We start from the raw sequence: 14846 nt of genomic DNA, 5'->3' as shown, positions 1-14846 counted from the left end.
GGGCGGCGGGCCCGCCCACGGTGCTGATCCATCGCCCATGAAAAAAGCCGTACCCCAACGGGGCACGGCTTGAAGTGCTGTGTCCAAGTCAGACCGGGCGGGGCCCGGTCACCACTCAGAAGTAACCGCGAACGTCGCGGGCTGCGTCGCGGCTCATGGCGCGGCTGATGTCGGCCATGACGCGGGCATCGGTCAGGGCCAGGCTCCACAGCTTGTGGTCCTCGGCCGCTTGTTGACGGGCTTCAGCCCAGGAGCGCAGACCGGCGCGCAGGCCCAGGGCGGCGCGGCGCAGCGGGGTCGACAGCAGGGCCAGGGCGGTGAAGCCGATGGTCCACAGGGCGATCCAGGCGGCCAGCAGGTGACCTTCGGACCAGGTGTCGATCACCTGGTTGGCCACCACCAGCAGGGCGGACACCACGGCGGCGAGCAGCAGGGTGGCGGTGCCACGGGCGCCGTCGAATTGCTGGGCTGCGTCGCGCAGGGTCTCTGCGGCCTTCTCAGCGCGGGCAACGCCGGCGTGGGTGAACGAGTATTCGGTGTGAACAAAGCTGGTCATGGTGTTTTCCTTAGAGTCTTGGCTTGTGGCCGTCTGATGGGGTGAATATTAGGGTTAACCCCTGTGCGATTCAACTTTATATTCATGATGATGTTCATTCACATTCGTGATGAGTAAAGTTCAACCCCATGCCGCAAGACAAATTCAGAGGCCTGGACCTCAACCTGCTGCGCATCTTTGACGAGGTGATGGCCGAACGCAGCCTGACCCGCGCGGCCCGCAAGCTGGCCCTGACCCAGCCAGCGGTCAGCAACGCCATGCGCCGCCTGCGCGACACGCTGGGCGACGAACTGGTGCGGCGCCAGGGCCAGGGCATTGAACCCACGCCGCTGGCCTTGGCGCTCTGGCCCACGGTGCGCGATGCCTTGCAGCAGCTGCAAACCGCCCTGGCACCCGAGCATTTCTGGCCCGAACAAGCCAACACCACCTTTGTGCTGGCCATGGCCGACGCCACCGCAGCGGCGCTGATCCCCGGCCTGGTGGACACCATCGAGCGCGACGCCCCCGGGGTCTCGATCCGCGTCGTGCCGCTGGCCACGCGCGACCCACGCCGCCTGCTTGACGACGAGGTGGCCGACATGGCGATTGGCTACTTCCCGGCCGTGCTGGCCGACCTGACCGCGCGCAGCCAGGCCGGCGAGGCCGTGGCCTACGCTCACCAACGCCTGTACGACGGCGAATACGTCTGCGTGATGCGGCGCGACCACCCCCTGGCCACCGGCCCGCTGACCCTGAACCGCTACTGCGCCGCGCGCCACCTGCTGGTCAGCTTCTCGGGCCGGCCTTACGGCTTCATTGACGAAGCGCTCACGGCCGTGGGGCGCGAGCGCCGCATCGTGCTGACGGTGAACCAGTTCTTCACGGCCGGCCGGGTGGTGGCCAGCTCCAACCTGCTGACCGTGCTGCCGCGCCACTTTGTCGACGTGACGGGCATCGCCGACGAACTGGTCTGGCGCGAACTGCCGCTCGAAGTGCCCACCGTGCACGTCGATGCGCTGTGGCACAAGCGCCGGCGCCAGGGCGCCAGCCACGAGTGGCTGCGCAAGGCCATCGTGCGCTCGGCCAACAGCGGCCCCACGCCGTACGCGCCCCACACCACGGTGAACAGCGAGCCACCGTGAAACCACCCACATGACCAATTAGTCAGATAATTCACGCTTTTCTGCCTTTTCTGACCGCCATTTGGCCCGCGCGCACCCGATTCCGCGCGCACCAGGCGCTTCTGAACGCCCCTTGATGCACGCCCCTTCGAACCCGGACCGTCCCCTGCTGTGCCTGGCTGGCCGGCCCGCCCTGATCAGCGAGCGGCGGCTGCAACCCCTGTCCCTGAAGTACCGCAAAGGCCTCGGCCTGCTGGGATTTCTGGCCTCGCACGCCGACCGCGTGTTCCGCCGCGAGACCCTGGCCGAGCTGCTGTGGCCCGACATCCAGGGCTCGGCCGGGCGGGCCAACCTGCGCGTGGTGCTGGCCGACCTGACCGCGGTGTTCCGGCAACTGGGGCTGGACGGGGTGTTCGAGGTCCAGCGCGACTGGCTGGCCCTGCGCCCGGGCCAGCGCCTGCTGACCGACGTCACGGCCCTGGCCGAAGCCAGCCAGGGGCAAGCCCTGCCGCCCGCCCTGACGCAGCGCCTGCGCGAGCAAATGGAGCGCGGCGCGCTGTGGCTGGCCGATGCCGACCAGGGCACCTCATCGGACTTCCAGGAGTGGCTGCAGGCCCAGCGCCTGCACCTCGAGGAAACCCTGCGCCAAGTCACCGCCGACCCCAGCCTGCCCCCGACGGCGGGGGGCCTGCCGCCCCCCGGCGCCCCGCTGCAGGGGCCGGCGCCAGGCCAGCGCCAAGGCCTGGCGGCGGCGCCCCAGGCCGCGCCCGCACCCGTGGGGCCCAACGAAGAAGCCGGTCCGCACATCAGCCTGCTGACCTTGCTGCGCCTGGAGGTCGACAGCCCCGAAGGCGAACACGGCCTGAGCCCCTTCCTGAGCCAGGCCGGCCTGGTTGAGTCGGTGCGGGCCCTGGCGCGCGGGCATGGTGGTGAGCTCGGCGAGCTCAGCGACAGCGGCCTGACCCTGGTGTTCGGCCTCAATCAGTTGCACACCGGCCAGCGCTGGCAAGCGCTGCAATGCGCCTACGGCCTGCACGACCTGCTGGCGCCGCAACTGGGTCTGCGCATGGGCCTGACGGCGGGCCGCACCCTGGCGCTGCGCCAACCCCGGCTGCAACTCATGGGGGGACGCAAGCGCCTGGTCGAGCGGCTGGCCCTGTCGGCCGAACGCGGCGAACTGGTCTGCGACGACAGCCTGCAGGACCTGGCCCTGCACCTGGGCTTCGAGTCGCTGGGCCGCCGCCGCTTCCGCGGCTTCCAGGAGGAACACCCGCTTTACCGCGGACCGCTGACCGAGCGCCGCCCGATGCTGCTGCCCCCGGGCGGTGACTTTTCAGGCGGGTACTTCGGGCGCGAGGCCCTGCTCAAGCAGGCCCGCGAGCGCCTGGCCCAGGCCGGCCCTGGGGCCTCGGTGGGGGTTTGCATCCAGGGCGACCCCGGCATGGGCAAGACCCGCCTGGCCTGGGAACTGGCCCGGCGACTGCAAAGCGAAGGCACGCCCACGTTCTGGCTCAGCGCCGTGCCGGAGGCCGTCGACGTGCCCTGGCGCGGCCTGCTGGACCTGCTGCAGCGCGTGCTGGGTGGCCCTGGCTCGGTGGCGGACCAGTTGCAACGCCTGGCCCGGCAGCTGGGTGCCGAACTCAGCGCGCCCGCACAGGCGGCCCTGACCGGGCTGATCGAGCACGCCCACCTGCCGCAAGGCCAACAGGGGGCGCTGGCCGAGGGCCTGGGCGCCCTGCTGCGCGGGCGCGGCGAGCGGCCGGCACTGGTGGTGATCGATGACGTGCAGTGGCTGGACCAGCCCAGCACGCAGCTGCTGAACCGCTTGATCCAAGCCGGCCAGGCGACCCAGTGGTTGCTGACCCGGCGCAGCCAGGGCCCGCATGGCCTGCGCCTTGACGGCCTGGAAGAGTGGACCCTGCCGCCGCTGGACGACGCGAGCGCCGAGGCCATCCTCAGCGCCCTGCCCGACGCCGACCTCCTCAGCCCCGAAGCGCGCCGCGGCCGCATCGCCAACGCCCGCGGCCTGCCCCTCTACCTCCTCGCCGACTCCGTCCCCTCCGACCACGGCAGCCACTTCAGCGAGTTCTGCCAGGCCCTCCTCAACCGCCTCGGCGACGCCCGCGCCCCCATGGCCGCCGCCGCCGTCTTCGGCATGCTCTTCTCCATCGACGACCTCGCCACCCTGTGCGGCCCCGACGCCGCTCGCCAAGCCTGCGAGCGCGCCCTCGCCTCCGGCCTGCTCGTCGCCCGCGGCACCCACCAGGCCTCTTTCTTCCACCCCCGCCTGCGCGAGCACCTGCTCTCCGTCACCCCCCTCGACACCCTCCAGCACCACGCCCAGCAAGCCGCCGCCCTGCTGCAGGCCCGCCGCCAGTTCACCGAGGCCGCCGTCCTCTGGGAACAGGCCCAGCGCCCCCACGACGCCCGCAACGCCTGGTTCCTCGCCGCCCAGACCGCCCTCGCCGAGGACGACATCTGCGCCGCCTGCAACAGCAGCGCTCGCCTCGCCCAGCTCGGCTACCTCGACGGCCCCGCCGGCCTGCGCGCCCGCGTCCTCCACGCCAACGCCCTCATCGCACGCGATGGCTATGGCTCGCTCGAATCGCACCAGGTGATGATGGGCGTGGCCGAAACCTCGATCGACCTCGCCAGCCTGGACCCCGACACCCGCTTCAGCGTGCTCATGCTCAGCTACCTGGGCGCCGCCTCGCAAGGCCACGCCGATGGCCTGGCCCATGCCCAGGCCTTGCAGGACGAAGCCCAAAGCCCGGCCCAGCGCATGACCGCCTGCTGGGCCCGTGGCAACACCTTGTTCTGGATGGGCCACCTGGCTGAGGCGCGCGAAGCACTGACCCAGTGCATCGCCTGGGGGGCCGGCCTGAGCGCGCGGGAACGCATGCTGTTCTTCCCGTCCGACCTGTCGGTGTTTGCGCAGGCCGAGCTGGGCTGGATGCTGTGGTTCATCGGCGACACCGCCGCGGCCCAGGCCCTGCTGCAACAGGCCCTGCACCAGGCCGCGCAGTCCAGCACCCGGCAAGACCCCTGCATCGCCGGCTGCTTTGCCGCCCTGACCGCCTGGTGCGGTGGCGACCTCGGCCAGGCCACGCAGCACGCGGCCCAGGCCTTCCAGATCGCCGAGTCCGAGGGTTTTGGATTCTGGCGCGCCGTGGCCGGCCTGCTGCTGGCCCTGACGCAGGGCAGCGCCGGTCAGCCGGTGGACCTGCAACCCATCAGTGCAGCCGCCGACACCATGCTCGCAGGCTACCGCGCCGGCACCACCACCGCCCTGTGGCTGTTGGGCGCCACGCTGCAGGCCTGCGGTCGGTCCGAAGAAGCCCTGCCGGTGCTGCAACAGGCGCTGCAGGCCTGTGAACATTACGAACACCGCTACTGCCGCATGGACCTGTGGCGCCAGCAGGCCCTGGCGCTGCAGGCCCTGGGCCAGCACGAGGCCGCGGCCACGGCCCGGCGCGAGGCGTGGGCCCAGGGCCAGGCCCTCGGCGCCCACGGCTGGCTGGCCCACTGGCAGGCCGAACTGACCCCTGGCGCCGCGGCCTGAGCCGCGCGCCCCCTGCTGAGAGGCCCGCCCTGTCCGTCCCCCGCCCCCCTGCCGCGCTGCCGCCGAGCCCCGCCTCGCCCCAGTCCCTGAACCTGCTGTGCCTCAGCGGCCCGCCGCTGCTGTACGCGGGGGGCCAGTGCCTGCCGCTGGCGCTCAAGCACCGCAAGGGGCCGGCCTTGCTCGGTTTCCTGGCCGCCCACACGCACCAGGTGCTGCGCCGCGAGACACTGGCTGAAATGCTCTGGGCGGACCTGCCCGCCCACCAGGCGCGCGCGCAACTGCGGGAGGTGCTGGGCGACCTGGCCAGCAGCCTGCACCGCCTGGGCCTGGGGACTGCACTCGAGGTGCAACGCGACTGGCTGACCCTGAAACCCGAGGGCGTGTTCTGCACTGACCTGGGCCTGCTGGCCCGGCCGCAGGACGCCGCGCTGTGGTCCCGCGCCCAGCGCGAGGCCCTGCTGGGCAGCCACGCCGCCGGCCCCGACGCCTGGCTGGCCCAGGCCGAGGACGGGTGCTCGGACGATTTCCGCGAATGGCTGCGCGCGCAACGCCTGCACCTGCACCAGGCGCTGGCCCAGTTGCACGGCGAACAGGCGGCGCGGGGTGATGCGGTGGCCCTGGGCTCTGGGGTCAGCGCGCAGCGCCCCCCCGCCGCACCGCCCCCGGGCCCAGTCAGCGACCGCCCCCGGCGGCCCGAGACCGCGCCGGGGGCGGCCCCCCAGGCCCGCACCGCGCCCCAGCCCGAGGATGGGCTGGCGGTTGCCCCGCAAATCGCCCACCTGACCCTGTTGCGGCTCGAATTTGACGAAGGCCCGGACAGCGACCCGCAACGCCTGCTGCAAGCCCTGCCCACTTGGCTGGACACCGTGCGCAGCGAAGCCGAGGCCTTTGACGGGGTGCTGGTGGACTACGACGACGCCGGTGGCACGCTGGCCTTCGGGCTCGACAGCCAGCACACCGGCCAACGCTGGCAGGCCCTGCGCTGCGCCGCCAGCCTGTCCGACCAACTGGCCCCGCAGCGCCAGCTGCGCATGGCGGTGACCGCCGGGCGCAGCCTGCTGCAACGCGGGCCGCAGCCGCGGGTGCAGGGCTGGCGCCGCAGCCTGATCGGGCGCCTGGTGTGGTGTGCCGAAGTGGGCGAGCTGGTCTGCGATGACAGCTTCATCGACCTGGTGGCCCAGTGCCATTTCGAACCCCAGGGGCCGCGTCAATTCCGCGGCCTGAACCGCGAGGTGACGGTCTACCGCCGCGCGCTGGGCGACCACAGCGCGCCCTGGCTGCTGCCCCCAGGGGGCGACTTGGCTGGCCTGTTCCTGGGCCGCGAGGCCGCCTTGCACCGCCTTGGCGAACTGCTGGCCGCGCTGGGGTCGGGCCCAGCACGGGCCCTGTGCCTGAGCGGTGAGCCCGGCATGGGCAAAACCCGGGTGGCGTGGGAGTTTGCGCGCCACTGCCAGGGCCTGGGGCACGCGGTGTTCTGGCTCGGGGCCCGGCCCGAAGCGGTGGACGTGCCCTGGCGCGGCCTCAGCGACCTGTTCAGCGGCCTGCTCAGCGGCACCGGCGACCGCGCCCAGCAACTCGAGCGCACGGCCCGCCGCTGTGGCGCCGAGCTGAGCGCCGAAGCCCGGGCCGCGATCCTGGGCCTGCTGCACAGCCGCAGCGTGCCGCAGGGCGCGCGGCCCGCCCTGGCTGAGGGTCTGGGCGCCCTGCTGCGGGGCGCGGGCCCGGGGCCGCACCGCACCCTGCTGGTGGTCGACGATGTGCAGTGGCTGGACACGCTGAGCGCCGACCTGCTGAACCGCGTCGCCCAGCAGGGCGCGCCCGTGCTGTGGCTGCTGACCCAGCGCCGTGGCCAGCGCCAGCCGCTGCCGCTGGCCGGGCTGGAAACACTGGAACTGGAGGCGCTGGACGACGCGAGCGCCGAGGCCATCCTCAGCGCCCTGCCCGACGCCGACCTCCTCAGCCCCGAAGCGCGCCGCGGCCGCATCGCCAATGCCCGCGGCCTGCCCCTCTACCTCCTCGCCGACTCCGTCCCCTCCGACCACGGCAGCCACTTCAGCGAGTTCTGCCAGGCCCTCCTCAACCGCCTCGGCGACGCCCGCGCCCCCATGGCCGCCGCCGCCGTCTTCGGCATGCTCTTCTCCATCGACGACCTCGCCACCCTGTGCGGCCCCGACGCCGCTCGCCAGGCCTGCGAGCGCGCCCTCGCCTCCGGCCTGCTCGTCGCCCGCGGCACCCACCAGGCCTCTTTCTTCCACCCCCGCCTGCGCGAGCACCTGCTCTCCGTCACCCCCCTCGACACCCTTCAGCACCACGCCCAGCAAGCCGCCGCCCTGCTGCAGGCCCGCCGCCAGTTCACCGAGGCCGCCGTCCTCTGGGAACAGGCCCAGCGCCCCCACGACGCCCGCAACGCCTGGTTCCTCGCCGCCCAGACCGCCCTCGCCGAGGACGACATCTGCGCCGCCTGCAACAGCAGCGCTCGCCTCGCCCAGCTCGGCTACCTCGACGGCCCCGCCGGCCTGCGCGCCCGTGTCCTCCACGCCAACGCCCTCATCGCACGCGATGGCTATGGCTCCAGCGCCGCGCACGCCTTGATGAGCGCCCTGCCCAGCGACGACCCCCAGGCCGATGGCGCCGAAGCGCTGGACCAGGACACCCACTTTGCCGTGCTGGCGCTGCGCTACCTGGCCGCCAGCGGCCAGTCGCACGCCGACGGGCTGCCCGCCGCGCGGGCCTTGCAGGACAGCGCCTGCACGCCGGCCCAGCACTACATCGTGCAATGGGCCATGGGGCACAGCCTGTTCTGGCTCGGTCGCTTCGAGGAGGCCCAGGGCTGGTTCGACCAGAGCATGGCGCTGGGCGCCACGCTGAGCCTGGCGCAGCGCATGGCGTACTTCCCGTCCGACCCCGCGGTGTTCGCGCGCGCCGAGCTGGCCTGGATGCAATGGCTGCGCGGCGAGCCGGCCCTCAGCCAGCAGACCCTGGCCGACGCGCTGCGCCTGGCCGACCTGTCCACCACACGGCAAGACCCGACGATTGCGCACTGCTTTGCCGCCTTGCTGGCCTGGTTGCAAGGCGACCGCGCCTGGCTGGCGCAGCACGCCACGCGGGGCTTTGAGATGGCCGAGGCCGAAGGCTTCACCTTCTGGCGCGCCGTGGCCGGCCTGCTGGTGGCGCTGGGGCAGGCCGAAGCCGGCGCGTCGGTGGACTTCATCCCGCTGGCCAAACAGGCCGACACCGTGCTGCTGGGCTACCAGGCCGCCACCACCACCGCGCTGTGGTTTGCCTGCGCCGCGCTGCTGGCCAGCCAGCAGCCCGCCCTGGCCTTGCAGCTGCTGGGGCAGATGCTGGGCCAGTCGGGGCCCGACGAACACCTGACCTGCCGCATGGACCTGCACCGGCTCCAGGCCGAGGCCCTGCAGCAACTGCAGCGCTCGGCCGAAGCGCAGGCCGCCTGGCAGCAGGCCCTGGCCGTGGCCGCCCAAGCGGGCGCCCACGGCTGGTTGCGGCGCTGGGCCGAGCGCGGCGCGGACTGGCCCGGCGCCTGAGACCCGCGGCCAGGTCCCGAGCCGCCCGACCAGCGACCAGACACAGCGCCCCAAGCCTTCAGCGGCGGCGGGGAGGCGCGGTGGCGCGGTGGCGCGGATGTTGCATGGCCTGTGCATCCCCCAGCCCTGGAGCCTGCCCATGTCCGCCCCCCGCCTGAACCGACGTCATTTCACCAGCCAACTGGGCGCCGCGGCGCTGGCGCTGAGCGCCCTGCCGGCGCGCGCCGCCTGGCCGGAAAAGCCCATCCGCCTGGTGGTCACCTTTCCCGCCGGGGGCGCCAGCGACATCGTGGCGCGCCTGATGGCCGACCAGCTGGCGCGCAAGCTGGGTCAGGCCGTGGTGGTGGACAACCGGCCGGGGGCCGGCGGCAGCGTGGGGGGTCAACTGGTGCACCAGGCCAGCCCCGACGGCTACACCCTGATGCTGTCGAATTCGACCCCGATCTCGATCGGGCCGTTCGCGCTGGACAAGCAGCCCTACGACCCAGTCGAGGGCTTCACCCACGTCGCCATGCTGGGCACCGCGCCCTGTGTGCTGATGGCCACGCCCAGCGCGCCGATCCGCACCATTGCCGACCTGGAGTCACAGGCGCGCAAAACCGGCCGGCTCGACTTTGGCTCGGGAGGGCCGGCCTCGATCGGCCACATCTACGGTGAGCTGATGCGCAAGAGCATGGGCGTGAACCTGGTCCATGTGCCCTACCGGGGCGGCGCCCCGATGACCACCGACCTGATGTCCGGCGTGATCCCGGTCGGCATCGACGTGCTGACCGCGTATGTGCCGTACTTCCGCAGCGGGCAGCTGGTGCCGCTGGCGGTGACCTCGGCCGCGCGTTCGCCGCTGGTGCCAGAGGTGCCCAGCGTGGTCGAGTTCGGCTACAGCAAGCTGGTGCTGGACAACTTTTTTGGCCTGTCGGGCCCGCCCGGCCTGCCGGCCGACACGGTGGCCCGGCTCAATGCCGCCTGCAACGAGGTGCTGGCCCTGCCCGACGTGAAGCGCAAGATGCTCGAGTTGGGCGTCAGCACCCAGGCGGGCAGCTCGGCGGCCTTCAGCCGCTATGTGCGCGAGCAAGTGGCCTTGCTGGCCCCCACGGTCAAGGCCGCAGGCACCCGGCTCTGAGCGGTGCGCCAAGCCGACGCGCTGGGGGCTCAGCGCACCACGCGCAGGTAGGCGGCAGCGGCCTGGCGCAGCTCGTGGGCCTGCTGCGGGTCGTGGCCGGCGCGGGCTTCGGCGCGCTCCAGCAAACGGTTGGCAATACCGCCTTGGGGCCGACCACGGCGGTCTTCAGCCGAAGCGCGGAACAGGAACAGACGGGCAAGAATGGCAAACATGTGAATCACCTGAAAAACGGTGCCTGGAAGAGATACCTCTAGATTAAGGGTTAACCCTTAATTTGCAAGCCCAACTCCATACCGCTTTGGCATGAGTGCTGCCGGTGGGTGGCATGGCGGGGTGCGCCCGCGCGCCACAATGGAGGGCCATGAAACTCCAGCTCCTGTCCGACCTGCACCTGGAAGTGCACCCCCATTTCGCCCCCGAGCCACACCCCGAGGCCGATGTGCTGGTGTTGGCCGGCGACATTGGCTCCTACCAGCCGGGCTCGCTGCTCAGTGACCCCGACTTCGGTCTGGCCCGGTTTTCGCCCCGCAGCGCAGGCGGCACCTGGCCGGTGCCGGTGCTGTTCGTGCCGGGCAACCACGAGTACGACCAGCAGGACTTTGACGCCGCGCACCAGCGCCTGCGCGCGACCTGCGAGCGCCTGGGCCTGGTCTGGCTGGAGCGCGAAAGCTGGACCCTCGACGGCGTGCGCTTCCTGGGCACCACCTTGTGGACCGATTTCGACGCCCTGGCGCTGCAGGCGCAAGCCCCCACCACCGAGGCCCTGAAGATGCGCGACAAAGCCTACCGCGCGGCCAACTTCTACCTGCGCAAGACCGGCAGCACCCGGCATGGCCAGCCCATGCTGGCCCCGGAGATCCGCGAGCAAGCCCTGCAGTGCCAGCAGTGGCTACGCGAGGCCCTGGCCCAGGCCCACGCCGGCCCGACGGTGGTGGTGACGCACTTCGCCCCCAGCCTGCTCAGCGCCGACCCGCGCTACGGCCTGGTGCCCGGCACCGCCGGCTTTTGCAACGCCCTCGACGACCTGCTGCCGCAGGCCACGCTGTGGCTGCACGGCCACCTGCACGCGCCCAGCCACTACCGCAGCCAGGGCTGCGAGGTCTGGGCCAACCCCTTGGGTTACGCACGCAAAAACGAGCAAGTGCACTTTCAGCCCTGCCACTGCATCGAGGTGCCCGGCACCGTCGCGCCACCGGTGGCCCGGGGCACTTGACACACATCAAGGTCGCCACGCGAACACAGGCCTAAGATGAAGGCTCACACAAGGAGCCACCATGAAGATTCTTCTCGCCGTTGACGGCAGTGCCTACACCAAGAAAATGCTCGCTTACCTGAGCACCCACGAGGCGCTGATCTCGGGCGCCGTCGAGTACACCGTGCTGACGGTGCAAGCCCAGCTGCCCACCCGGGCTCGGGCGGCGGTCGGCAAGCAGATCGTGGACGACTACTACCGCGAAGAGGCCGAAAAGGTGCTGGCCCCGGTGACCAAGTTCCTGGCCCGCCACGGCATCACGCCCGAGCGCGCCAGCAAGGTGGGCCAGCCTGGTGAAGCCATCGCCAAGTTCGCCGAAGCCGGCAAATTTGACCTGGTGGTGATGGGTTCGCACGGCCACAGCTCGCTGGGCAACCTGGTGATGGGCTCGGTCAGCACCCAGGTGCTCGCGCATTGCAAGGTGCCGGTGCTGCTGGTGCGCTGAAGCCCTGGGCAACGGCTGGGGGTGCCTGAGGCGCCCTGGGCGGCCAGTCCGCCCCGCCAAAGCAAACGGCTCCGTCAGGAGCCGTTTTGCATGGGGCCGCCGAGCTCGGCGCGCTGGCCACTCAACGCGGGGTCAGGCCCTCGAAGCAGGTGCGCAGCACCAGGTCGACGATCTGCGCATTGCTGTACTGCGACCCCTGGCGCAAGAAGCTGACCACCGGGTCGCAAGCGCGCGCATACAGGGTGTAGAGCACCACCAGCGGCGGCAGCGTGGGGTTGATCAGGCCCTGGGCCTGGCCCTCGGTGATCCACTCGCCCAGTTGGTCGCTGAGCGTCACCAGGCCGTTCATGTAGTCGCGGTTCGCGGTCAGCACCGAGCGCAGCGTGGAATTGCGGCTGGGCAGCGAAGGCATTTCATCGGCCAGTTGCAGCGACATGGCCCAACCCACCACCGACTTGAGCTTGTCGACCGGCGAGATGTCGGCCGGCACCAGCAGCAAGAAGTCCTGCGCGCGCTTGATCACATGGACCATGGCGGCGGCGGCCAATTGCTCTTTGCCGGGGAAGTGCTTGTAGAGGCTGGCCTTGGCGATGCCGACCGAGGCGGCGACTTCGTCCACCGTCATGGCGTCGTAGCCTTTTTCGCCCAGCAGGCGAATCACGGTCTGGACGATGGCCTCTTCGCGCACTTGGTGCATCTGGGCCTTGAAGGATACGCGGGCGTGGGTGGTGGTGTTCACAACGCGATTTTAGTCGGAGCGCGTCGAAGCCATAGAAGCCCTTCACGCTGGTCGGATCAGGCCCGGTCTCCCGGGGGCGGGCGTCGCGGGCTCACACCAGCGACTCGGCGGCGGCCCGGGTCAGTGCAGCGGACAGGGCATCCAGCACCTCGGACTCCAGGTTCCAGCAATGCCAGTACAGCTGGATCGGCAGGCTGAACTGCGGGGCCACGTTGACCAGCTCACCCCGTGCCAGCGGCCCGCGCGCCAGCAACTCGGGCAGCACGCTGAGGCCCCAGGCCGCCATGACGGCGCGCAATTGCCCCTCGGAACTGGGCACAAAGAGCTGGCTCAGGGTGATGCGCTTGAGGCCGAAACACTGGCTCACGAACTCGCTCTGCATGTCGTCCTTGCGGTTGAAGGCTACGAACGGGACGTCGCGGAAATTGTGCTGCGTCAGCCCCTCGGGCATGCGCTGTCGCACCAGCTCGGGGTGGCCCACCGCCACGTAGCGCATGGCCCCCAGGGGCACCACCTTGCAACCGCGCAGCGCCTGTTTCAAGGTGGTGACGCAGCCCAGCACCTGGCCCGAACGCAACCATTCGTCGGTGAAGTCCTGGTCGTCGGTGATGATTTCCAGCGGCAAGCCCTGCTGCACCAGCGGGTCCAGCGCCGGCAGGGCCCAGCTCGCGATGCTGTCGGCGTTGATGGCGATCGAGATGCGCTCGTCCTCGCGCGCGCGCTTGGAGCCGCCAGGGGTCAGGTCGCGCAGGTCACGGTCCAGGTCGACGCGCAGCAGGCGCAGTTGCTTGGTGTGCTTGAGCAGCAACTGCCCCGCCGGCGTCGCCTTGAGCGGGCGGCTGCGCACGATCAGCACGGTGCCGGCTTGGGCTTCAAGGGCCCGCAGGCGCTGCGAAACCGCGGATTGGGTGATGCTGAGGCGTTGCGCAGCGCGCTCAAAACCGCCTTCTTCAACGATGGCGGCCAGACATTCAAGGGCGTGGGGATCAAAGGTATTCATGGGTCGAGACCAGCTTGTGACCAGGTCGATATCGGCATCCCTCAATTATTAGCAATGCTGATGAAACTGCCAAGAGTTTAATTTTGCTTTTCAAGCATGAGGCGCTTGTCGCACACTTGATTGCATGAAAATCATCGTTCTTGGCGCCGGCATCATCGGCATCAGCACCGCCTGGCACCTGCGCGAGCGCGGACACGAAGTCACGGTCGTCGAGCGCCAATCCGAGGCCTCGATGGAGACCACTTTCGCCAACGCGGGCCAGATCTCGGTCAGCTACTGCGAGCCCTGGGCCAATGCCGAGGCGCCGCTCAAAGTGCTGAAGTGGATGACCAAGCCCGACGCACCGCTGCTGTTCCGCCCGCAGTGGCCGGTGGGCGAAGGCCTGCAGCAGTGGCTGTGGGGCCTGCGCTTCCTGGCGCAATGCAATGACCGGGCCTTTGAACGCAATGTCAGCCAGCTGGTGGCACTGGGCGCGTACAGCCACGCGGCACTGAAAGACATCGTCAACACCCACGCGATCGACTACCACCGCCTGCAACGCGGCATCGCGCACTACTACACCGACGCCAGCGCTTTCGAGTCGGCCGGCGCCGCGGCCGAACTGATGCGCCGCCACGGCGTGTCGCGCCGCGTCGTCAGCCGCGACGAGCTGCTGAAGATCGAACCGGCGTTCAAGCCCTTTGCCCACCGCATCGTGGGTGGCACCTTCACCGACAGCGACGAAAGCGGTGACGCCCGCCTGTTCACCCAGGGGCTGGCCAAGCTGTGCGCGGAGCGCGGTGTCCAGTTCCTGTACCGCCACCAGGTGCAAAAACTGGGCGTGGTGCTGGGTCTGGCGCGCTCGGTGCGCGTGGCCCCGGTCGATGAACGTGGCCAGGCCCATGGCGCCGCGCGTGAGCTGACCGCCGATGCCATCGTGATGGCCGCAGGCTCGTACAGCGCGCCGCTGCTGCGCCAGGTGGGGGTGAACCTGCCGATCTACCCGGGCAAGGGCTACAGCGCCACCTTCAAGATCCTGAAGCCTGAGGCCGCGCCCTGGGTGTCAGCGATTGACGACGAGCTCAAGGTCGCCATGAGCCGGCTTGGCAACGAACTGCGCGTGGCCGGCACCATCGAGGTGGGCGGCTATGACCTGTCGCTGGACAACCCGATCGCGCGTGCGCGCTGCGAGATGCTGGCGCGCCGCATCGAGGCCGTGATGCCCGGGGTCTGCGACACCCGGCTCGAGTCCGAGGGCGGCCAACCCAACTTCTGGTGCGGCCTGCGCCCCGCCACGCCGACCAACATCCCCTTCATTGGCCAGACCGCCGTGCAGGGCCTGTGGGTCAATGCTGGCCACGGCACGCTGGGCTGGACGCACGGCGCAGGCTCGGGCAAGGCCCTGGCCGAGCTGATCCACGGCGAACAACCCAGCATTGCCGACCGCTTTGGCTTCCTGGGCCAGCGCGCGCCGCGCGCCCAGCCGGCCCTGGCCTGAGCCCCAGCGGGCCCCCGCCCCGGGGCCCCGGGTGGCCGGCAGACCCGGCC

The 14846-nt window shown here is 70.8% G+C and carries 11 protein-coding genes; 7 read left to right on the top strand and 4 right to left on the bottom strand.

Features of this window, described 5'->3' with window-relative positions; translation table 11 throughout:
• Positions 1–115: 115 nt before the first annotated feature.
• Positions 116–556, bottom strand: coding sequence for a hypothetical protein (locus tag PSQ40_RS17100; RefSeq protein WP_273953102.1), 441 nt, complete (start codon positions 554–556; stop codon positions 116–118).
• A gap of 128 nt (positions 557–684) precedes the next feature.
• Between PSQ40_RS17100 and PSQ40_RS17095 the strand changes: the two genes are divergently transcribed.
• From PSQ40_RS17095 to PSQ40_RS17080, 4 genes are all read left to right on the top strand, one after another.
• Entirely contained in the window at positions 685–1677 is a 993-nt protein-coding gene (locus PSQ40_RS17095) for a LysR family transcriptional regulator (protein ID WP_273953101.1), read from the top strand.
• Between the two features lie 115 nt (positions 1678–1792).
• A complete protein-coding gene (locus tag PSQ40_RS17090; protein ID WP_273953100.1) occupies positions 1793–5218 on the top strand; it encodes an AAA family ATPase in 3426 nt (1141 codons plus the stop codon).
• Between the two features lie 176 nt (positions 5219–5394).
• Entirely contained in the window at positions 5395–8763 is a 3369-nt protein-coding gene (locus tag PSQ40_RS17085) for an AAA family ATPase (RefSeq protein WP_273953099.1), read from the top strand.
• A gap of 139 nt (positions 8764–8902) precedes the next feature.
• Positions 8903–9883: a Bug family tripartite tricarboxylate transporter substrate binding protein gene (locus PSQ40_RS17080; protein WP_273953098.1), complete on the top strand. Its 981-nt coding sequence runs from the start codon at positions 8903–8905 to the stop codon at positions 9881–9883.
• A gap of 29 nt (positions 9884–9912) precedes the next feature.
• Here PSQ40_RS17080 and PSQ40_RS17075 read toward each other — a convergent pair whose 3' ends face one another.
• Complete coding sequence (locus PSQ40_RS17075; RefSeq protein WP_273953097.1) at positions 9913–10095, bottom strand: hypothetical protein; 183 nt, start codon at positions 10093–10095, stop codon at positions 9913–9915.
• A gap of 149 nt (positions 10096–10244) precedes the next feature.
• Here PSQ40_RS17075 and PSQ40_RS17070 point away from each other — a divergent pair, with 149 nt between their 5' ends.
• Positions 10245–11096, top strand: coding sequence for a metallophosphoesterase (locus PSQ40_RS17070; RefSeq protein ID WP_273953096.1), 852 nt, complete (start codon positions 10245–10247; stop codon positions 11094–11096).
• A 61-nt stretch (positions 11097–11157) separates the two neighbouring features.
• Positions 11158–11580 carry a universal stress protein gene (locus PSQ40_RS17065; RefSeq protein ID WP_273953095.1) on the top strand — a complete coding sequence of 141 codons (423 nt, stop codon included), beginning with the start codon at positions 11158–11160 and terminating at the stop codon, positions 11578–11580.
• Between the two features lie 121 nt (positions 11581–11701).
• Here the strand turns inward: PSQ40_RS17065 and PSQ40_RS17060 are convergent, their stop codons facing one another.
• Positions 11702–12319: a TetR/AcrR family transcriptional regulator gene (locus PSQ40_RS17060; protein ID WP_273953094.1), complete on the bottom strand. Its 618-nt coding sequence runs from the start codon at positions 12317–12319 to the stop codon at positions 11702–11704.
• Between the two features lie 91 nt (positions 12320–12410).
• Positions 12411–13319 carry a LysR family transcriptional regulator ArgP gene (locus PSQ40_RS17055; RefSeq protein WP_273953093.1) on the bottom strand — a complete coding sequence of 303 codons (909 nt, stop codon included), beginning with the start codon at positions 13317–13319 and terminating at the stop codon, positions 12411–12413.
• Between the two features lie 124 nt (positions 13320–13443).
• On the opposite strand from PSQ40_RS17055, the gene PSQ40_RS17050 reads away from it, so the two are divergent.
• Positions 13444–14796: a D-amino acid dehydrogenase gene (locus tag PSQ40_RS17050; protein ID WP_273953092.1), complete on the top strand. Its 1353-nt coding sequence runs from the start codon at positions 13444–13446 to the stop codon at positions 14794–14796.
• Positions 14797–14846: the final 50 nt, after the last annotated feature.

Source organism: Curvibacter cyanobacteriorum, assembly GCF_028649475.1.
GTDB classification, from domain to species: Bacteria; Pseudomonadota; Gammaproteobacteria; order Burkholderiales; family Burkholderiaceae_C; genus Curvibacter; species Curvibacter cyanobacteriorum.
The sequence above is the reverse complement of the archived record's forward strand: the minus strand, read 5'-3'. Positions and strand labels throughout refer to the sequence as shown.

Coding starts and splice junctions, on each gene's coding strand:
- PSQ40_RS17100 (WP_273953102.1), bottom strand. CDS start 556: ATGACCAGCTTTGTTCACACCGAATACTCGTTCACCCACGCCGGCGTT.
- PSQ40_RS17095 (WP_273953101.1), top strand. CDS start 685: ATGCCGCAAGACAAATTCAGAGGCCTGGACCTCAACCTGCTGCGCATC.
- PSQ40_RS17090 (WP_273953100.1), top strand. CDS start 1,793: ATGCACGCCCCTTCGAACCCGGACCGTCCCCTGCTGTGCCTGGCTGGC.
- PSQ40_RS17080 (WP_273953098.1), top strand. CDS start 8,903: ATGTCCGCCCCCCGCCTGAACCGACGTCATTTCACCAGCCAACTGGGC.
- PSQ40_RS17075 (WP_273953097.1), bottom strand. CDS start 10,095: ATGTTTGCCATTCTTGCCCGTCTGTTCCTGTTCCGCGCTTCGGCTGAA.
- PSQ40_RS17070 (WP_273953096.1), top strand. CDS start 10,245: ATGAAACTCCAGCTCCTGTCCGACCTGCACCTGGAAGTGCACCCCCAT.
- PSQ40_RS17065 (WP_273953095.1), top strand. CDS start 11,158: ATGAAGATTCTTCTCGCCGTTGACGGCAGTGCCTACACCAAGAAAATG.
- PSQ40_RS17055 (WP_273953093.1), bottom strand. CDS start 13,319: ATGAATACCTTTGATCCCCACGCCCTTGAATGTCTGGCCGCCATCGTT.
- PSQ40_RS17050 (WP_273953092.1), top strand. CDS start 13,444: ATGAAAATCATCGTTCTTGGCGCCGGCATCATCGGCATCAGCACCGCC.